Origin of the sequence: Klenkia sesuvii (assembly GCF_037083825.1) — a bacterium.
Taxonomy (GTDB): Bacteria; Actinomycetota; Actinomycetes; order Mycobacteriales; family Geodermatophilaceae; genus Klenkia; species Klenkia sesuvii.
In genome coordinates this window covers 55,550-74,322 of the sequence record NZ_JBAPLU010000021.1, presented here as the reverse complement: position 1 = coordinate 74,322, position 18,773 = coordinate 55,550, and the positions used below count along the sequence as shown (strand labels likewise).

The 18,773-nt window shown below is 73.9% G+C and carries 17 protein-coding genes; 14 read left to right on the top strand and 3 right to left on the bottom strand.

What is annotated here, in order from left to right:
- Window positions 1-4 precede the first annotated feature (4 nt).
- Window positions 5-1,207 carry an ABC transporter ATP-binding protein gene (locus tag TEK04_RS17470; RefSeq protein ID WP_336405631.1) on the bottom strand — a complete coding sequence of 401 codons (1,203 nt, stop codon included), beginning with the start codon at window positions 1,205-1,207 and terminating at the stop codon, window positions 5-7.
- Window positions 1,208-1,251: 44 nt separating this feature from the next.
- On the opposite strand from TEK04_RS17470, the gene TEK04_RS17465 reads away from it, so the two are divergent.
- From TEK04_RS17465 to TEK04_RS17455, 3 genes are all read left to right on the top strand, one after another.
- The gene (locus TEK04_RS17465) at window positions 1,252-1,959 is read left to right on the top strand and encodes an ABC transporter permease (protein ID WP_336405630.1); all 708 of its coding nucleotides are present in this window, start codon (window positions 1,252-1,254) and stop codon (window positions 1,957-1,959) included.
- On the top strand, window positions 1,956-2,663 hold the full coding sequence (locus tag TEK04_RS17460; protein WP_336405629.1) for an ABC transporter permease: 708 nt from the start codon (window positions 1,956-1,958) through the stop codon (window positions 2,661-2,663). The genes TEK04_RS17465 and TEK04_RS17460 overlap by 4 nt, the downstream gene beginning before the upstream one ends.
- A 125-nt stretch (window positions 2,664-2,788) precedes the next feature.
- Window positions 2,789-3,796 (top strand): glycine betaine ABC transporter substrate-binding protein, encoded by a 1,008-nt coding sequence (locus TEK04_RS17455; protein ID WP_336405628.1) that lies wholly within the window; start codon window positions 2,789-2,791, stop codon window positions 3,794-3,796.
- A gap of 47 nt (window positions 3,797-3,843) precedes the next feature.
- On the opposite strand, the gene TEK04_RS17450 is transcribed toward TEK04_RS17455, so the two are convergent.
- Window positions 3,844-4,449: a DUF1684 domain-containing protein gene (locus TEK04_RS17450; protein ID WP_336405627.1), complete on the bottom strand. Its 606-nt coding sequence runs from the start codon at window positions 4,447-4,449 to the stop codon at window positions 3,844-3,846.
- Between the two features lie 71 nt (window positions 4,450-4,520).
- Between TEK04_RS17450 and TEK04_RS17445 the strand changes: the two genes are divergently transcribed.
- On the top strand, window positions 4,521-5,681 hold the full coding sequence (locus TEK04_RS17445; protein ID WP_336405626.1) for a DUF6779 domain-containing protein: 1,161 nt from the start codon (window positions 4,521-4,523) through the stop codon (window positions 5,679-5,681).
- A gap of 67 nt (window positions 5,682-5,748) precedes the next feature.
- Here the strand turns inward: TEK04_RS17445 and TEK04_RS17440 are convergent, their stop codons facing one another.
- A complete protein-coding gene (locus tag TEK04_RS17440; protein WP_336405625.1) occupies window positions 5,749-6,549 on the bottom strand; it encodes an SDR family oxidoreductase in 801 nt (266 codons plus the stop codon).
- A 257-nt stretch (window positions 6,550-6,806) separates the two neighbouring features.
- Here TEK04_RS17440 and TEK04_RS17435 point away from each other — a divergent pair, with 257 nt between their 5' ends.
- From TEK04_RS17435 to TEK04_RS17390, 10 genes are all read left to right on the top strand, one after another.
- A complete protein-coding gene (locus tag TEK04_RS17435) occupies window positions 6,807-7,742 on the top strand; it encodes a Rossmann-like and DUF2520 domain-containing protein (protein WP_336405624.1) in 936 nt (311 codons plus the stop codon).
- Window positions 7,739-8,578, top strand: coding sequence for a pantoate--beta-alanine ligase (gene panC / locus TEK04_RS17430; protein WP_336405623.1), 840 nt, complete (start codon window positions 7,739-7,741; stop codon window positions 8,576-8,578). The genes TEK04_RS17435 and panC overlap by 4 nt, the downstream gene beginning before the upstream one ends.
- 8 nt (window positions 8,579-8,586) lie before the next feature.
- Window positions 8,587-9,000 carry an aspartate 1-decarboxylase gene (gene panD, locus TEK04_RS17425; RefSeq protein ID WP_336405622.1) on the top strand — a complete coding sequence of 138 codons (414 nt, stop codon included), beginning with the start codon at window positions 8,587-8,589 and terminating at the stop codon, window positions 8,998-9,000.
- Window positions 8,997-10,682, top strand: a complete 1,686-nt coding sequence (locus TEK04_RS17420; RefSeq protein ID WP_336405621.1) for an L-aspartate oxidase — start codon at window positions 8,997-8,999, stop codon at window positions 10,680-10,682. The genes panD and TEK04_RS17420 overlap by 4 nt, the downstream gene beginning before the upstream one ends.
- Window positions 10,679-11,599, top strand: a complete 921-nt coding sequence (gene nadC, locus TEK04_RS17415; protein ID WP_336405620.1) for a carboxylating nicotinate-nucleotide diphosphorylase — start codon at window positions 10,679-10,681, stop codon at window positions 11,597-11,599. The genes TEK04_RS17420 and nadC overlap by 4 nt, the downstream gene beginning before the upstream one ends.
- Before the next feature lies 1 nt (window position 11,600).
- Window positions 11,601-12,389: a type III pantothenate kinase gene (locus TEK04_RS17410; RefSeq protein ID WP_336405619.1), complete on the top strand. Its 789-nt coding sequence runs from the start codon at window positions 11,601-11,603 to the stop codon at window positions 12,387-12,389.
- Window positions 12,390-12,412: 23 nt separating this feature from the next.
- On the top strand, window positions 12,413-13,918 hold the full coding sequence (gene lysS, locus TEK04_RS17405) for a lysine--tRNA ligase (protein ID WP_336405618.1): 1,506 nt from the start codon (window positions 12,413-12,415) through the stop codon (window positions 13,916-13,918).
- Window positions 13,919-14,058: 140 nt separating this feature from the next.
- Window positions 14,059-14,415, top strand: a complete 357-nt coding sequence (locus tag TEK04_RS17400) for a histone-like nucleoid-structuring protein Lsr2 (RefSeq protein ID WP_336405617.1) — start codon at window positions 14,059-14,061, stop codon at window positions 14,413-14,415.
- 201 nt (window positions 14,416-14,616) lie between these two features.
- The gene (locus TEK04_RS17395; protein ID WP_432277352.1) at window positions 14,617-15,849 is read left to right on the top strand and encodes an IS30 family transposase; all 1,233 of its coding nucleotides are present in this window, start codon (window positions 14,617-14,619) and stop codon (window positions 15,847-15,849) included.
- Between the two features lie 348 nt (window positions 15,850-16,197).
- Complete coding sequence (locus TEK04_RS17390; RefSeq protein WP_336405616.1) at window positions 16,198-18,747, top strand: ATP-dependent Clp protease ATP-binding subunit; 2,550 nt, start codon at window positions 16,198-16,200, stop codon at window positions 18,745-18,747.
- Window positions 18,748-18,773 lie beyond the last annotated feature (26 nt).

Here is an 18,773-nt window from a genome sequence, read left to right as displayed (position 1 = left end):
ACAGCTAGTCGACGGTCTCTGGGTCGGTGCCGGCGACGCTGCGGCGCAGGGCCGCGTGCACCGAGGCGGGGGTCAGGACGCCGACCAGCTTGTCGCCGTCCATCACCCCGACCCACCCGGCGTCGACCTGCAGCAGCGTGGCGTAGGCCTCGCGCAGCGACGAACCGAGCGGCACCCAGGCGTCCATCGGGCGCCACACGTCGCCCACCACCCGTGCCCCGCCGGCCGCGGCCTCCGCAGCGTGCTCGGCCGACACCCAGCCCAGCGGCAAGCCGGTGCCCTGGTGCCGCCCGGTGCCGGCCCCGCCGGTCACCCCGGGCGCGTCGACGACCACCGCCCAGCTCGCCCCCGACCGCGCGATGACTGCGCGGGCAGTGCCCAGGCCGTCGTCCAGGGCCACCGTCGGCGGCTGCTCCAGGTCGGCCACGTCGATGTCGGTCACCGCCAGCCGCTTGAGCCCGCGGTCGGCGCCCACGAAGTCGGCCACGAAGTCGTTCGCCGGGTCACCGAGCAGGTCGGCGGGGGTGGCGAACTGCTGGACGTGCCCGCCCTCGCTCATCACGGCGATGCGGTCGCCCAGGCGGACCGCCTCCTCGATGTCGTGGGTGACGAACACGATCGTCTTGCGCACCGTCTCCTGCAGCCGCAGGAACTCGTCCTGCAGGCGCCCGCGCACCACGGGGTCCACGGCGGAGAAGGGCTCGTCCATGAGCAGCACCGGGGGGTCGGCGGCCAGCGCCCGGGCCACCCCGGCGCGCTGCCGCTGACCGCCGGAGAGCTGGTGGGGGTACCGGTCGCCGTAGGCGGCCGGGTCCAGCCCCACCAGGTCCAGCAGCTCGTCGACCCGCGCGGCCGTGCGCTGGGCGTCCCAGCGCAGCAACCGGGGGACGGTGCCCACGTTCGTGCGGATCGACTGGTGCGGGAACAGGCCCACGTTCTGGATGACGTAGCCGATGCGGCGGCGCAGCTTCTGCGGCTTGAGCCGGGTCACGTCGTCGTCACCGATCACGATGCGGCCGGTGCTCGGCTCGATGATCCGGTTGATCATCTTCATCGTGGTCGTCTTCCCGCAGCCCGACGGGCCGACCAGCACGGTGAGCTCACCGGCGGCGAAGGTCAGGTCGAGCTCGGCCACCCCCACGGTGCCGTCGGGGTAGACCTTGCTGACCCCTTCGAGCCGGATCGGCTCGGCGGCAGTAGCTTGCACCGGGTGGACTCCTCCTGGTCGGCGGTAGTGGGCGGCCGGTCGCGGTGAACGCGGCACCCAACCCGTGGATCGACCCGTCGTACGTGGTCGACAACTGGGACACCATCCTGTCCTACACGACCCAGCACGTCAGGTTGACGGTGCTCGCGGTGGTCATCGGCTCGCTGCTGGCGCTGCCGATGGCACTGGTCGCCCGGCGCAGCCGCTGGTTCTCGGGGCCGGTCCTGGGGCTGTCGACCCTGGTCTACACGATCCCGTCGCTGGCCATGTTCGCCTTCATCGCCCCGTTCACCGGGTTGTCGGAGACCACGGTGCTGGTCGGGCTGGTGCTGTACTCGCTGGTCGTGCTCGTGCGGAACTTCCTGGCCGGTCTGCAGTCGGTGCCCGCCGACGTCGTCGAGGCCGCCCGCGGCATGGGCTACGGCCGCGGCCGGCTGCTGCTGCGGGTCGAGCTGCCGCTGGCGCTGCCGTCGTTCGTGGCCGGCATCCGCATCGCGACCGTCTCCACGGTCGCGCTGGTCACCGTCGGCGTCATCGTGGGTCAGGGCGGGCTCGGCCAGCTGATCGTCGGCGGCTTCAACGCCAACTTCTACCGGGCGCCCATCGTCGCCGGCGCGGTCGGCTGCGTGGTGCTCGCCCTGCTGCTGGACGCCGTCGTCGCCCTGGTGGGGCGGCTGGCCACCCCCTGGACCCGGACGACGTCCCGCCGCCGCGCCGGCCGCCGGGCCGCCACCGCGGGGAGTGCGGCATGAACGTGTTCGGGGACGCCGTCCTGTTCCTCAACGACCCGTTCAACTGGACCCGGCCGGGCAACGGGATCCTCGTGCTGCTCGTGCAGCACCTGCAGATCTCCGGCGCGGCCGTCGCGCTGGCGCTGGTGGTGGCCCTGCCGCTGGGCATCTGGCTCGGCCACACCGGCCGCGGTGGGGCCTTCACCGTGGCCCTGTCCAACGTCGGGCGTGCGGTGCCCACGCTGGCGCTGCTGACCCTGTTCGCGGTCACCCCCATCGGGTTCGGGCCCGAGGCCACCACGCTGGCACTCGCGCTGTTCGCCGTGCCGCCGGTGCTCACCAACACCTACGTCGGGTTCCGCCAGGTCGACCGCGACGTCGTCGAGGCCGCCCGGGCCATGGGCATGACCGGGCGGCAGGTCACCTTCCGCGCCGAGCTGCCCCTGGCGGTCCCGCTGGTCATGACCGGCGTGCGGACGGCGGCCGTGCAGGTGGTCGCCACCGCCACGCTGGCCGCACTGGTGGCCGGCGGCGGGCTGGGCCGGATCATCAACCTGGGCTTCGGGCAGCAGGACTACGGGCAGGTCGTGGCCGGGGCGATCGTCGTGGCCGCGCTCGCGGTGCTCACCGAGGCCGTGTTCGTCGTGCTGTCCTGGGTGCTCACGCCCGGCCCGCGCACCCTGCCCGGCTTCCTCCGGCCGCGCCGCCGCCGCGCCGCCGCATAACGAACCGGCAACGTCGGCTGGCGGGCGGGCCGACCGAGGGGTTGCATAGCCGGTCGCGGGACACCTCCCGCCAGACACGCGTGGCCGACCTGCGGGGCGGCCCGGGACACAGAAGGCGGGACACCATGCGCTTGCGCACCCCCCTGCTCACGACGTTTGCGCTGGCCACCGTGCTGGCCACCGCGGCCTGCGGGGAGTCGGGCTCCTCCGGGACCGGCGGCTCGGCCGGCGGTGGCGAGGCCGCCTCCGGCGACGCCTGCGCCCCGGTCGCCGGCGACCAGCTGGTCGTACTCGAGGACGACCAGCAGCTGCAGAACGCCGACAACGTCGTCCCCGTCCTCAACGCCGGGTTCGCCAGCGCCAACCCGGCCGCGGTGCAGGCCCTCGACGCGGTCTCCGCGGTGCTGACCACCGAGGACCTGATCGAGCTGAACAACCAGGTCGACGTGCAGCGCCAGGACGCCGCCGAGGTCGCCCAGGCCTACGTCGACAGCAACTCCCTGGGCAGCGACGTCACCGGTGGCAGCGGATCGGTCGTGGTCGGCGCCGGCAACTTCAGCGAGTCCACGATCCTGGCCAACCTCTACGCCGACGCGCTGACCAACGCCGGCTTCCAGGCGACGGTGCAGACCACCGGCAACCGCGAGGTCTACCTCCCGGCGGTCGCGCAGGGCCAGCTGCAGGCCTTCCCCGAGTACCTGGCCACCTCGGCGAACTTCATCAGCGAGAACGTGCAGGGCTCGGGCACCCTGATCGCCACCGGTGACGTCGACGAGACCCTCGCCGCCGTCGAGCCGCTGGCCGCCCAGTTCGGCGTCACCTACGGCGAGCCGGCTGCGGCGCAGGACCAGAACGCCTTCGCCGTCACCACCGCCTTCGCCGACGCCCTGGGTGTCACCACCCTGTCGGAGCTGGCCGACGCCTGCGGCGACGGCTCGCTGACCCTCGGCGGCCCCACCGAGTGCCCGACCCGCCCGGCCTGCCAGCTGGGCCTGGAGGACACCTACGGCCTGTCCTTCGCCGGTTTCCAGGAGTACGACGCCGGCGGCCCGCTGACCAAGCAGGCCATCCTGAACGGCGACGTGTCGATGGGCCTGGTCTTCAGCTCCGACGGCTCCCTCGCCCAGCAGTAGCAGCACCGGCGCAGCCCCTCCCGACACCGTCGGGAGGGGCTGCGCCGTCAGTACCAGCCGTCGGCGGGGAGCTGCTCCCCGGCGGCCACCACCGGGTCCAGCCGGTTGCCCTCCTGCGGCAGGGGGCAGGACCAGCGCGGGTCGTAGGTGCAGCTGGGGTGGTAGGCGAAGTTGAGGTCCACCACCAGGTGCCCGTCGGCGGAGCCGAGGTCGGCGCCCTTGACGGTGTCGAGCACGTAGCGGCCGCCGCCGTAGGTGTCCTGCCCGGCCGAGCCGTCGCGCAGCGGCAGGAACACCCCGCCGCCGTAGCCGGCCAACCACCAGACGTCGAGCCGGCCCAGGTCGCCGAGGGTGACCCGGCCGATGCGGTCCAGCGGCACCACCCCGTCGTCGGCGGTGGGCAACCCCAGCCGCTGCGGCGGTGCGTCCTCCACCCGGGCGCGGAAGCGCAGGTCGGGGTCGTAGGGCGCGACGGGCAGCCCGGTGAACGAGGCGCGGGCGGCCGTCCCCAGCGGGGAGTCGGGGTGACCGGCGAACAGCTCGTCCCGGCCCCGCCGCCAGGCAGCCCACCCCTCCGCGGGGTCGTCGGCGGCCCGCACCGCGGCGTAGAGGTCGTGCACCCGACGGCGCCAGTCCAGCAACGAGATGGTCACCACCGCCACCCTGCCAGCGACCGACCAGGACGGCGCGACGGGTCGTCACGATCGGCAGATATCCTCCCGGCGTGACCGAAGTGCCAGGTGAGGTGCGTGACACGCCGCGTGCACGCACCCGGCAGCGCACGGCGACCACCTCGCCGGTGGTCCGCGTCACCGGTCTCGTGCTCGGGTTCGCCCTGGCCATCGCAGCGACCCTCGCCGTCTTCCTCACCGACGACGCGGTCTACCTGCGGTTGGCGGTGATCGCGGTCGCGTGGGCGTTCGTGATCGCCGCGTTCTCCGCCGGGCGCCGCAAGACCGACCAGGCCGTCGCCGAGGGCCGCGAGAGCGAGCTGCGCCAGGCCTACGAGCTGGAGCTGGAGCGCGAGGTGGCCGCCCGCCGCGAGTACGAGCTGAAGCTGGAGAACCAGCTGCGCCGGGAGACCCAGGAGGCCATGCGCGCTGAGCTGGACAAGCTGCGCGCCGACCTCGCGTCGCTGGCCGGGCTGCGCGACCAGCTCAGCGGTCTGGGTGAGCTGCGGGCCGACATGGGCCGGCTGCGCGCCGAGCTGACCGAGCAGCTGTCGGGCGAGATGCTGGTCGAGCGCATCGTCATGCGCACCCAGTCGATCCGGATGCCCGCCGAGCGGGTCGAGCTCGGCCCGGGGGCGCCGCGGGCCATCGACGGCACCCTGCACGACTGGACCGACGCCGACGCCGACGCCGACGCCGACGCCGACGACACCCGCGCCGACGTCGAGCCCGCAGTCCGCGAGGAGCCGCTGCCCCGGGTGCAGCCGTCGACGGCTGCTCGGCACACCGCCGAGCAGCCGCAGGTCGTCCTGCCGCCGGTGACCCCGCCCCCGGCCGCGCGGACGCCCCACCCCACCGCTCCGCCCTCGCCGCCGCCTCCGCCGCCGTCCGAACCGTCCAGGTCGTCCGCGCCGTCGTCCGCGCCGTCGTCCCCGCCGTCCGAGCCGGGCACCCCGCTGCCGACCGCGCTGTGGGAGATGCCGGCCCCCGCCGAGGAGGACCGGCCGCACCGGCGCCGCGCGCCCGAGGAGCCCCCGCCGCCCCCCGCCGAGCCGCTGCACGAGCCCGACGTCTTCGAGACCGCCGGGCACCAGCGGCTCACCGAGATCCTGGCCGAGTCCGGGGCGGCGGTGGGCGGTCGCCGTCGGCGCCGCTACCGCGACGACGACGAGGACGAGGGCGACGACGTCCTCGCCCGCGTCCTCGGGACGTGACGGGACGGCCCCGTCCCACAGGCCCGCGGCGTGCGCAGCGCGTCGTGGGGCGGGACGGGGCCCTCCCTCAGATGGGGCCCTGGGACAGCGCGCCGCCGTCGAGCACCATCGTCTGGCCGGTCACCCAGCCGGCGGCGTCGGAGAGCAGGTAGGCTGCGGCCTCGCCGATGTCCTCGGGCACCCCGAGCCGGCCGACCGGGTACTGCTTGGCCACCGCGTCCTCCCGGCCCTCGAACAGGGCCTCGGCGAACCGGGTCTTGACCACGGCCGGGGCGACGGCGTTCACCCGGATCCGCTGCGGGCCGAGCTCGACGGCCAGCTGGGTGGTCAGGTTGACCAGCGCGGCCTTGCTGACGCCGTAGGCGCCGATGCCCTGGCTGGACTTGATCCCGGCCACCGACGCGACGATGAGCACCGAGCCGCCGTGCTCGCCCAGCCAGGCCCGGTGCGCCTCCTGCACGAGCCCGAGGGTGCCGACGACGTTGGTGTCGAGGATCTTGCGGAACGCGTCGAGCGGCGTGTCCAGCATCGGGCCGTAGACCGGGTTGATGCCGACGTTGCCCACCAGGTGGTCGAGGCTGCCGAAGGTCTCGACGGCCGTGCGCACGGCCTCGGCCCGGTGCTCGGGGTCGGCGGCGTTGCCCGGCACGCCCACCGCGAGCTCGGCGCCGCCCAGGGACTCGACGGCCTCGGCCAGGGCGTCGGGCTTGCGGGCGGTGAGGACGACCCGGGCACCCCGGTCGACCAGCGAGCGGGCGATGGCCAGGCCGATGCCCCGGCTGCCGCCGGTGACCAGCGCGGTGCGGCCGGCGAAGGAGGTGGGGTCGGGGCGGGTGGACGGCGTCGCTGCCGTGGTCAGGTCGGTCACGCTCCGCACCGTAGCGACCCCTCCCCGGGGTGAGTGAGCCCACACCTCCCAGGCGTGGTCTGCGGCGCATGTGGGTAGCAGACTCGCCGACGGCACGACACCTGCGTGGCACCTCACGGGTCGCAGCGGGCGCACGGCCGCCGCAGCACCACCAGTTCATCAGCAGCACCAGTTCCACCCCGGGCCCTCGACGAGGAGGGTCCGTCGCCGCCGAGTGGTCCGGTACCCGTCAGGGACTGGAACGAGAGGTGCACCGCATGCCGCAGTTCCGCCGCGCCGTCCCCGCGACCGCCGCGCACCCGTCCCCCGACGCCCCCGCCCGACTCCGGGTCGGCGTGGTCGGGGCCGGCCGGGTAGGGGCCGTCCTGGGCGCCGCCCTCGCCGCCGCCGGCCACGAGGTGGTCGCCGCCGCCGGCCTGTCCACCGCCTCCCGCGACCGCGCGCAGCGCCTGCTGCCGGGCGTGCCGCTGCTGCCCACCGACGAGGTCGTGGCCGCTGCCGACCTCGTCGTCCTGGCCGTGCCCGACGATGCCCTGCCCGGCCTGGTGGCCGGTCTCGCCGAGACGGGGGTGTGGCGCCGCGGCCAGCTGGCCTTCCACACCTCGGGCGCGCACGGCCTCGCCGTCCTGGCCCCGGCCGCCGACGCCGGTGTGCTGGGCCTCGCGCTGCACCCCGCGATGACCTTCTCCGGCGGGCCCGAGGACGTCGACCGCCTGCCCGGGACCCCCTTCGGCGTGACCAGCCGCCCCGAGCACCGCGCGGTCGCCGAGACGGTCGTGCTCGAGATGGGCGGCGAACCGTTCTGGGTCGCCGAGGCCGACCGCGCGCTCTACCACGCCGCCCTGGTGACCGGCGCGAACCACCTGGTGACCCTGGTGGCCGAGGCAGCAGACCTGCTGCGAACCGCCGGTGTCGAGCACCCCGCCCGTGTGCTCGGCCCGCTGCTCACCGCCGCGCTGGAGAACGGGCTCCGCCGCGGCGACGCCGGGCTCACCGGTCCGGTCAGCCGCGGCGACGTGGGCACCGTCGCCGGCCACGTCGCCGCCCTGGCCGACCGGGCGCCGGACGCCGTGGCCGGCTACGTGGCCATGGCCCGGCGCACCACGGAGCGGGCCCGCGCCGCCGGCCGGCTCAAGCCGCACGAGGCCCAGCCGCTCACCGACCTGCTCGACGGGGTGGAGGTGCCGCGGTGACCGCGGTCGCCGAGTCCGTCGCCGAGCTGCGGGAGCTGGTCGACGCGCTGCCGGGGCCCGTGGTGCTGGTGCCCACGATGGGCGCGCTGCACGAGGGCCACCGCACGCTGGTCCGGCACGCGCGCACCCTGGGCGGCAGCGTCGTCGTCTCGGTGTTCGTCAACCCCACCCAGTTCGGCCCCGGCGAGGACTTCGACCGCTACCCCCGCACCTGGGACGCCGACCTCGCCGCCCTGGCCGAGGAGGGCGCCGACGTGGTGTTCCACCCCGGCGTGGACGAGGTCTACCCGGCCGGGGCAGCCGGGGTGACGGTGCACCCGGGGCCGCTGGGCGACGTGCTGGAGGGCGCCGTCCGGCCCGGGCACTTCGCCGGCGTGCTGACCGTGGTCGCGAAGCTGCTCGGCCTGGTGCGCCCCGACGTCGCGGTCCTCGGCGAGAAGGACTACCAGCAGCTGACCCTCATCCGTGCGATGGCCCGCGAGCTGGCGCTGGGCGTCGCCGTCGTCGGCGTCCCGACGGTCCGCGAGGAGGACGGCATGGCCCTGTCCTCCCGCAACCGCTACCTCGACCCGGCCCAGCGGACGGCGGCCGCCGCGATCTCCGCGGCACTGCGCGCCGGGGCCGCCGCCGGGCCGCAGGGCGCCGACGCCGTCCTCGCGGCGGCCGGTGCGGTGCTCGACGCCGAGCCGTCGCTGGTGCCCGACTACCTGGCCCTCACCGACCCCGACCTGGGCCCGGCGCCGACCGCCGGCCCGGCCCGCCTGCTGGTGGCCGCCCGCGCCGGCAGCACCCGACTGATCGACAACACCGCCGTCGAGCTGGGAGACCCCCGATGATGCGCACGATGCTCAAGTCCAAGATCCACCGGGCGACCGTCACCCAGGCCGACCTGCACTACGTCGGTTCGGTGACCGTCGACGAGGACCTGCTCGACGCCGCCGACCTGCTGCCCGGTGAGCAGGTCACGATCGTCGACGTCACCAACGGGGCCCGGCTGGAGACCTACACGATCCCCGGCGAGCGCGGTTCGGGCGTCCTCGGCATCAACGGGGCCGCGGCGCACCTGGTGCACCCCGGTGACCTGGTCATCCTCATCAGCTACGGCGTCATGGACGAGACCGAGGCGAAGTCCTACCTGCCCAAGGTCGTGCACGTCGACGCCGACAACCGCGTGGTCGAGCTGGGTGCCGACCCCGCCAGCCCGCCGCCGGGCGTGGCGGGCAACGACCTGGTGCGGGGGGATACGGTCCGGCGGTGACGCTGGCCGGCCCGCTGCTGGGCCCCCCTCTGCAGACCGCCCTGCCGCTGCGGCTGGCCGCCCCGGTCCCGGGGTGGGAGCTGACCGCCGACGTCTGCGTCGTGGGGTCCGGCGTGGCCGGTCTGTGCGTGGCGCTGCACGCCCGCGCCGCCGGCCTGTCGGTCGCCGTGGTGACCAAGGTCGAGGTGGACGACGGGTCGACCCGTTGGGCCCAGGGCGGCATCGCCGCGGTGCTGGCCGAGACCGACTCGCCGGCCGCGCACGCCGCCGACACCGAGACCGCCGGCGTGGGGCTGTGCGAGCCGACCGCGGTGCAGGCGCTGGTCACCGAGGGCCCCGACCGGCTGCGCGAGCTGATGAGCTGGGGGGCCGCCTTCGACCGCGACCCCGAGGGCCGGTTGCTGCTCACCCGCGAGGGCGGGCACCACGCCGACCGCATCGTGCACGCCGGCGGTGACGCAACGGGGGCCGAGGTGCAGCGGGCCCTGCACGCCGCGGTGACCGCCGACCCGGGCATCACCCTGGTGGAGCACGCGATGGTGCTCGACCTGCTCACCGACGCCGCCGGGCGGGCGGCGGGGGTCACCCTGCACGTGCTGGGGGAGGGAACGGCGGACGGCGTCGGCGCGGTGCGGGCCCGGGCCGTGGTGCTCGCCACCGGCGGCATGGGCCAGGTCTACGCGGCCACCACCAACCCCTCGGTGTCCACCGGCGACGGCGTGGCGCTGGGCCTGCGCGCCGGTGCGGTGGCCACCGACCTGGAGTTCGTGCAGTTCCACCCGACGGCCCTGTACCTGGGGCCGGGCTCGCGGGGTCAGCAGCCCCTGGTGTCGGAGGCCCTGCGCGGCGAGGGCGCGCTCCTGCGCGACGCGGCCGGCGAGCGGTTCATGGTGGGGGTCCACCCGCTGGCCGAGCTGGCCCCGCGCGACGTCGTCGCCAAGGCCATCACCCGGGTGCAGCTGCGCGACGGCACCGACCACGTGTTCCTCGACGCGCGGCACGTCGAGGGCCTGGCCGAGCGGTTCCCGACCATCGTGGCCCGCTGCCGCGAGGCCGGTGTCGACCCGGTCACCGATCTGGTGCCGGTCACCCCGGCCGCGCACTACGCCTCCGGCGGGCTGGTCACCGACCTCACCGGGCGCACCACCGTGCCCGGCCTCTACGCCTGCGGCGAGGTCGCCTGCACCGGGGTGCACGGGGCCAACCGGCTGGCGTCGAACTCGCTGCTGGAGGGCCTGGTCTTCGCCGGGCGGATCGGCGCCGCCCTGGCCGACGAGCTGCCCGACCCCCGCCCGGTGCCCCCGCAGGCCGCCCACCTCGACGGACTGCTCGACCCGGGCCTGCGCGACCGGCTGACCGCCACCATGTCCGCCCGCGTCGGCGCCCTGCGCACCGGCGGCGGGCTCGTGGTGGCCGCCGGCGAGCTGGCCGCCGTGGCCGGCTCGCTGGGCACCGCCGAGCCCGGGGTGGCCGGCTGGGAGGCCACCGACCTGCTCACCGTCGCCACCGCGCTCACGGCCGCAGCCGGGGCGCGCGAGGAGACCCGGGGCTGCCACTGGCGCGAGGACCACCCCGAGGCCGACGACTCCTGGCGGGTGCACCTCGACGTCCGGCTGCTCGCCGACGGTTCCCTGCAGCTGGACCCCCGCCCCGTCGGCACGCCCCCGGAGGTGCTGTGGTGAACGCCGTCCCCGGGCGCGACCCGCGCGACCTCACCGGCACCGGCCTCGACGAGGCCTGGGTCACCGACCTCGTCGAGCGCACCCTGGCCGAGGACCTCACCGGCGGCGCCCCGTTGCCGCACGCCCCCGACCAGGCGGTCGCGCACGACGTCACCAGCGCGGCGACGGTCCCGGCCACGCAGCGCGGCACCGCCGACCTGGTGGCCCGGGCCGACGGCGTGGTGGCCGGGCTGCCGGTGGCCGCCCGCGTGTTCAGCCGGCTGTCGCCCTCGGCCACGCTGGTGGCCGGCGCGGCCGACGGCGACCGGGTGCGCCGCGGCGACGTCCTGCTGACCGTCTCGGGCCACGTGCGGGCGTTGCTGGCCGCCGAGCGCTCGGCGCTCAACATCGCCAGCCGGGCCTCGGGGATCGCCACCGCCACCCGGGCCTGGGTCGACGCCGTCGCCGGGACCGGCGCCGTCGTGCTCGACACCCGCAAGACCACCCCGCTGCTGCGGCCGCTGGAGAAGTACGCGGTGCGCTGCGGTGGCGGGTCCAACAAGCGCATGGGCCTCTACGACGTCGCCATGGTCAAGGACAACCACGTCGCCGCCGCGGGCTCGGTCGCCGCTGCCGTGGCCGCCGTCCGCGAGCGGGCGCCGCGGGTGACCGTGCAGGTCGAGGCCGACACCGTCGCCCAGGCGGTGGAGGCCGTCGAGGCCGGCGCGGACTTCCTGCTGCTGGACAACATGCCCCCCGAGGTCCTGCGCGAGGCGGTGGCCGCCGTGGCCGGGCGGGCCGAGACCGAGGCCACCGGCGGCCTGACCCTCGAGGTCGCGCGCGCCGTCGCCGCCACCGGCGTCGACTACCTGTCGGTCGGGGCGCTCACCCACAGCTCACCGATCCTCGACCTCGCCCTGGACCTGCGGACGGCGTGACGTGCTCCTGACCGTGGACGTCGGCAACAGCCACACCGTGCTGGCCACCTTCGACGGCGACCGGGTGGCCGGGTGCTGGCGGGTGCGCACCCAGCCGCGCGCCACCGCCGACGAGGTGCAGCTGCTGTGGCGCGGCCTGCTGCGCGGCGCCGAGGTCACCGGGGTGGCCGCCTGCTCGACGGTGCCGCAGGTGCTGCCGGTGCTGCGGCAGCTGCTGGACCGGCTCGACGTCCCGGTCACCCTCATCGGCCCCGGGGTGCGCACCGGCGTCCCGCTGCACGTGGACAACCCGCGCGAGGTGGGGGCCGACCGGGTGGTGACGGCCCTGGCGGCGCACGAGCTCTACGGCCGGCGGCCCGACGGCACCGGCCGACCGGTCGTCGTGGTCGACTTCGGCACCTCCACGACGGTGGACGCCGTGGGTCCGGCCGGCCAGTTCCTCGGCGGCGCGCTGGCCCCGGGCGTGGAGGTGTCCCTGGACGCGCTGGCCGACCGCGCCGCCCAGCTGCGCTCGGTGGAGCTGACCGTCCCCGCCCAGGCGATCGGGAAGAACACGGTGGCCGCGCTGCAGTCCGGGGTCGTGCTGGGCTTCGCCGGCCTGGTCGACGGCCTGGTCGACCGCATCGCCGCCGAGCTGATGGCCTCCTTCGGGGTGGGCCCGGTCGTGGTGGCCACCGGGGGGCTGCACCCGCTGGTGGTCGACAGCTGCCGGTCGGTCGGCGAGCGCGACCCCGACCTCACCGTCCAGGGGCTCCGGCTGGCCCACGAGCGGCACCAGGCGGCCCGCTGAGCCGGCGTCCGTAGGCTTGCCGGGTGACCGACGGCCCGCAGGAACCCATGGACGACGAGCTCCCCGAGCAGCTGCGGGTCCGCCGCGGCAAGCTCGACCGCCTGCGCGAGGCCGGCGTCGACCCCTACCCCGTGTCCGTCGCCCGCACCACCTCGCTGGCCGCCGTGCGCGAGGCGCACCCCGACCTCGACGCCGACGTCATGACGGGGGAGACCGTCGGGGTCACCGGCCGGGTCATCTTCAGCCGCAACACCGGCAAGCTGTGCTTCGCGACGCTGCGCGAGGGCGGCACCGAGCTGCAGGTCATGCTCTCCCGCGACCGGGTCGGCGAGGAGGCCCTGGCTGCGTGGAAGGCCGACGTCGACCTCGGCGACCACGTGCTGGTCACCGGTGAGGTGGGCACCTCCCGCCGCGGCGAGCTGTCGGTGTTCGCCGAATCGTGGCAGCTGGCCGCCAAGGCGCTGCGCCCGCTGCCGGTGGCGCACAAGCCGATGAGCGAGGAGCTGCGGGTCCGCCGCCGCTACGTCGACCTGATCGTGCGCGACGAGGCCCGCCGCACCGTGCACCAGCGGGCCGCGGTCAACGCCGCGGTGCGGGCCGGACTCACCTCACGGGGCTACCTCGAGGTCGAGACCCCGATGCTGCAGGTGGTGCACGGGGGCGCCGCGGCCCGGCCATTCCGCACGCACATGAATGCGTTCGACCTCGACCTCTACCTGCGCATCGCACCGGAATTGTTCCTCAAGCGGTGCATCGTCGGCGGCCTGGACCGCGTGTTCGAGATCAACCGCAACTTCCGCAACGAGGGCGCCGATTCCTCGCACTCGCCCGAGTTCGCGATGCTCGAGTTCTACGAGGCGCACGCCGACTACCAGGACATGGCGCGCACCACGCGCGAACTGGTGCAGGAGTCCTGCGCGGCACTGTTCGGCGACCACGTGGCCCGCCACCACGACGGCTCCGAGGTCGACCTCTCGGGGGAGTGGCCGCAGGTGTCGCTCTACGAGGTCACCTCCCAGGCGCTGGGGGAGGAGATCACCCCGGCCACCACCGTCGAGCAGCTGCGTGCGCACGCCGACCGGGTGGAGCTCGGCGTCGACCCCGCCTGGGGCCACGGCAAGCTGGTCGAGGAGCTCTTCGAGGCACTGGTCCAGCACTCGCTGCAGGCGCCCACGTTCGTCGTGGACTACCCGACCGACACCTCGCCGCTCACCCGCGCCCACCGCACCGTCGAGGGCGTCGCCGAGAAGTGGGACCTCTACATCGGCGGCGTCGAGCGGGGCACCGGCTACTCCGAGCTGGTCGACCCCACCGTGCAGCGCGAGCGGTTCACCCAGCAGGCGCTGCTGGCCGCGGCGGGTGACCCCGAGGCGATGGTGCTCGACGAGGACTTCCTCGAGGCGCTGGAGTACGGCATGCCGCCCACCGGCGGCGTGGGCATGGGGATGGACCGCTTGATGATGACGCTCACCGGGCTCGGCATTCGCGAGACCATCCTGTTCCCGTTGGTCCGACCCATCACTTCCTGAGCAATTGCGCCACCCCGTCGGGGTGGATTCGTCCCCGAATGCGCAATTCCGCTGCGGATGTGGTGGAATGAATTGACCGCGACAATTCGCGGGAGTGCAGCAGGCCGCCACGGGGGCCGACAGCTACAGGAGTGGAACGAATGGCACGCAAGGTCCAGGTCATCCTCAGCGACGACTTCGACGACGACGTCCCCGCCGACGAGACGGTGACCTTCGCCCTCGACGGCACCACCTACGAGATCGACCTCTCGGACAAGAACGCCAGCGAGATGCGCGAGGTGTTCGCCAAGTACGTCGGCGCCGCCCGCAAGGTCGCCGGCCGGGGCCGCGCCTCCGGCGGTGGCCGCAGCAAGGCCACCGGCGGCTCCGGTGCCGGACGCATGGACCGCGAGCAGGCCGGCGCCATCCGCGACTGGGCCCGCAAGAACGGCCACGAGGTCAGCGACCGCGGCCGCATCCCGGCCAGCGTGGTCGAGGCCTACGAAGCCGCCCACTGAAGAAGGACCCCCTCGCCCCCCGGACCACGGCGGGTTCTAGCGGTCATCGCAACACCTCGACCATGAGGAGTTGCGATGACCGCTTCGTCGGTCAGGGAGATGTTCTTGGGCTCGATGGCCCGGACGGGATCGGTGACGGCGTCAGCGGCTGAGGTCGGCGTTGCCGAGCAGGTCGCGCGGTCGTGGGCGCGGCAGGCCGGTCTGGTCACCGTGGGGCGGGTGTATCGCGGTCACCCCGGGCGTGCCCGCTACGACCAGCTGCGTGCTGCCGGGGTCGGTCGGGCCCAGGCCGCTGGTGAGGTCGGGGTGCACTACCGCACGGCCAGCGACTGGGACAACGGCGTGCAGAAGATCAACTCGTCGCGGACATATCCCGATGGTCATCGGGTGACCTACCTGCCCCAGGCGCTCACGCCGTTCCCGGACAAGCCGCTGCACCCGCGGTGGTTGTCGGTCACCGACCGCGAACGCATCGCCGACCTGCGCCGCGCCGGTCACACGATCCGCGCGATCGCCGCCCAGTTGGGCCGCCCACCCTCGACGATCAGTCGAGAGATCGCACGCAACCGCGACCCGGACAACCCCGACGCGCCCTACCTGCCCTACGCCGCCCAGCGTGCGACCGCAGCCCGTCGCGCCCGCCCCAAGACCGCTGGGCTGGCCGTGCCCGGTCCGCTGCGTGACTACGTGCACGACAAGCTCGCGCTGGGCTGGTCACCGGAGCAGATCAGCCGCCGGATCCGCGAAGATCACCCGGGTGACCAGGACATGCGGGTGAGCACCGAGACGATCTACCAGGCGCTCTACTGCCAGGCCCGCGGCGGGCTCAAGCGTGAGGTGGCCACCGCGTTGCGCACCGGGCGCACCCGCCGCAAGCCCCACCGCGACCCCGCCGCCCGTCGACCCAGGTTCACCGACCCCATGGTCATGATCAGCGACCGGCCCGCCGAGGTGGACGACCGCGCCGTGCCCGGGCACTGGGAAGGCGACCTGATCATCGGCGCCGACAACGCCTCCGCGATCGGCACCCTGGTCGAACGCAGCACCCGCTACGTGATGCTGCTCCACCTGGGCGCCGGGCGGACCGCCGAGGCCGTCCGCGACCAGCTCGTGACCGCGATGAACACCCTGCCCGCACACCTGCGGGGCTCCCTGACCTGGGACCAGGGCGCCGAGATGGCCGCCCACCGCTCCTTCACCACCGCCACCGACATGCCCGTCTACTTCTGCGACCCAGCCAGCCCCTGGCAACGCGGCTCGAACGAGAACACCAACGGACTGCTCCGCCAGTACTTCCCCAAGGGCACCGACCTCTCGGCACACGGCCCGGCCGACCTCGAGCACGTCGCCCACCTGCTCAACGGCCGACCACGCAAGACACTCAACTGGGCCACCCCAGCCGAGCGCCTGCGTGATCTACTCACCCCCGCGTAGACGGCAGTGTTGCGATGACCCCTGGAATCCGCCCACGCTCCGCGCGGTCCGGGGCCCTGCGAGGGGGCCGTTCCAGCACGCTGCGGCCCGGCCCCTCCCGTGGGGGCCGGGCCGTCGTCGTCCGCTGTGGGCGTAACGGGTGCGGAACACCGACCCCCGGGTGGGGGTTGAGCAGGGTGGACGACACCACCCCCAGGGTGTGGACGGCGCTCCGGCGTCCGTCGTCCGCGACTACAGTGGAACGACCGGTGCCCCGTTCATCGGAGAGAGTCACCGACGACGTCGGTCAGCACGACCCCGCGAGGGAGCAGCACCGCACGTCCGAGCCGGTCAGAGGGGAAGCAGCAGATGTTCGAACGGTTCACCGACCGAGCCCGTCGGGTCGTCGTCCTGGCGCAAGAAGAGGCCCGGATGCTCAACCACAACTACATCGGCACCGAGCACATCCTCCTGGGCCTGATCCACGAGGGTGAGGGTGTCGCGGCCAAGGCGCTGGAGTCCCTGGGCATCTCGCTCGAGGGCGTCCGCCAGCAGGTCGAGGAGATCATCGGCCAGGGCCAGCAGGCGCCCTCGGGCCACATCCCCTTCACCCCGCGCGCCAAGAAGGTCCTCGAGCTGTCGCTGCGCGAGGCGCTGCAGCTGGGCCACAACTACATCGGCACCGAGCACATCCTGCTCGGCCTCATCCGCGAGGGCGAGGGCGTGGCCGCCCAGGTCCTGGTGAAGCTCGGCGCCGACCTCAACCGCGTCCGCCAGCAGGTCATCCAGCTGCTGAGCGGCTACCAGGGCAAGGAGCCGGCCGCGGCCGGCGGCCCCGCCGAGGGCACCCCGTCGACCTCGCTGGTCCTCGACCAGTTCGGCCGCAACCTCACCCAGGCCGCCCGCGACTCCAAGCTCGACCCGGTGATCGGGCGGGCCAAGGAGATCGAGCGGGTCATGCAGGTCCTCTCCCGCCGCACCAAGAACAACCCGGTGCTGATCGGCGAGCCCGGCGTCGGCAAGACCGCCGCCGTCGAGGGCCTGGCCCAGGCCATCGTCAAGGGCGAGGTGCCCGAGACGCTGAAGGACAAGCAGCTCTACACCCTCGACCTCGGTGCCCTGGTGGCCGGTTCCCGCTACCGCGGTGACTTCGAGGAGCGGCTGAAGAAGGTCCTCAAGGAGATCCGCACCCGCGGCGACATCATCCTGTTCATCGACGAGATCCACACCCTCGTCGGGGCCGGTGCCGCCGAGGGCGCGATCGACGCCGCCAGCATCCTCAAGCCCATGCTGGCCCGCGGTGAGCTGCAGACCATCGGCGCCACCACGCTCGACGAGTACCGCAAGCACCTGGAGAAGGACGCCGCCCTCGAGCGGCGGTTCCAGCCCATCCAGGTCGCCGAGCCGACGCTGGCGCACACCATCGAGATCCTCAAGGGCCTGCGCGACCGCTACGAGGCGCACCACCGGATCAGCATCACCGACGGCGCGCTGGTCGCCGCCGCCACGCTGGCCGACCGGTACATCTCCGACCGGTTCCTGCCCGACAAGGCCATCGACCTGATCGACGAGGCCGGTGCCCGCATGCGCATCAAGCGCATGACCGCCCCGCCGGACCTGCGCGAGTTCGACGACCGCATCTCCGGCGTGCGCCGCGAGAAGGAGTCGGCGATCGACGCCCAGGACTTCGAGAAGGCAGCCAACCTCCGCGACAAGGAGAAGCAGCTGCTGGGCGAGAAGGCCGAGCGCGAGAAGCAGTGGAAGGCCGGCGACATGGACGTCGTCGCCGAGGTCGACGACGAGCAGATCGCCGAGGTCCTGGCCAACTGGACGGGCATCCCGGTCTTCAAGCTGACCGAGGAGGAGACCTCCCGGCTGCTGAAGATGGAGGACGAGCTCCACAAGCGGATCATCGGCCAGGAAGAGGCCATCAAGAGCGTCAGCCAGGCCATCCGGCGCACCCGTGCCGGGCTCAAGGACCCCCGCCGTCCCGGTGGGTCGTTCATCTTCGCCGGCCCCTCGGGCGTCGGGAAGACCGAGCTGGCCAAGACGCTGGCGAACTTCCTGTTCGGCGACGACGACGCGCTCATCCAGATCGACATGAGTGAGTACCACGACAAGTTCACCGTGTCGCGGCTCGTCGGTGCCCCTCCCGGCTACGTCGGCTACGACGAGGGCGGGCAGCTGACCGAGAAGGTGCGGCGCAAGCCGTTCTCGGTGGTCCTGTTCGACGAGATCGAGAAGGCCCACGCCGACGTCTTCAACACGCTGCTGCAGGTGCTCGAGGACGGCCGCCTGACCGATGGCCAGGGCCGGATCGTGGACTTCAAGAACACGATCCTGATCCTGACCACCAACCTCGGCACCCGGGACATCTCCAAGGCCGTGGGTCTGGGCTTCCAGGTCGGCAACGACGACCAGAGCAACTACGACCGGATGAAGCTCAAGGTCAACGAGGAGCTCAAGCAGCACTTCCGGCCGGAGTTCCTCAACCGCATCGACGACATCGTCGTGTTCCACCAGCTGGCCGAGAAGGAGATCGTCCAGATCGTCGACCTCATGCTCACCCGGGTCGAGAGCCAGCTGCAGAACAAGGACATGGCCCTCGAGGTCACCCCGGCGGCCAAGAAGCTGCTCGGGTCCCGCGGGTTCGACCCCGTGCTCGGTGCGCGCCCGCTGCGGCGCACCATCCAGCGCGAGATCGAGGACACGCTGTCGGAGAAGATCCTCTTCGGCGAGCTGGCCCCCGGCCAGATCATCGTGGTGGACGTGGAGGAGGCCGACGACCCGACGAAGTCGACCTTCACCTTCCGCGGCGAGACCAAGCCGATCGACGTCCCCGACACCCCGCCGGTGGCCCTCTCGGGCGCCGACGACGAGGACAACGGCTCCGGCCCCTCGCTCACCAAGGGCGAATGACCCGGTAGCACCGCAGCACCGACGGA

Coding starts and splice junctions, on each gene's coding strand:
- TEK04_RS17460 (WP_336405629.1), top strand. CDS start 1,956: ATGAACGTGTTCGGGGACGCCGTCCTGTTCCTCAACGACCCGTTCAAC.
- TEK04_RS17455 (WP_336405628.1), top strand. CDS start 2,789: ATGCGCTTGCGCACCCCCCTGCTCACGACGTTTGCGCTGGCCACCGTG.
- TEK04_RS17435 (WP_336405624.1), top strand. CDS start 6,807: ATGCCGCAGTTCCGCCGCGCCGTCCCCGCGACCGCCGCGCACCCGTCC.
- panD (WP_336405622.1), top strand. CDS start 8,587: ATGCTCAAGTCCAAGATCCACCGGGCGACCGTCACCCAGGCCGACCTG.
- TEK04_RS17400 (WP_336405617.1), top strand. CDS start 14,059: ATGGCACGCAAGGTCCAGGTCATCCTCAGCGACGACTTCGACGACGAC.
- TEK04_RS17390 (WP_336405616.1), top strand. CDS start 16,198: ATGTTCGAACGGTTCACCGACCGAGCCCGTCGGGTCGTCGTCCTGGCG.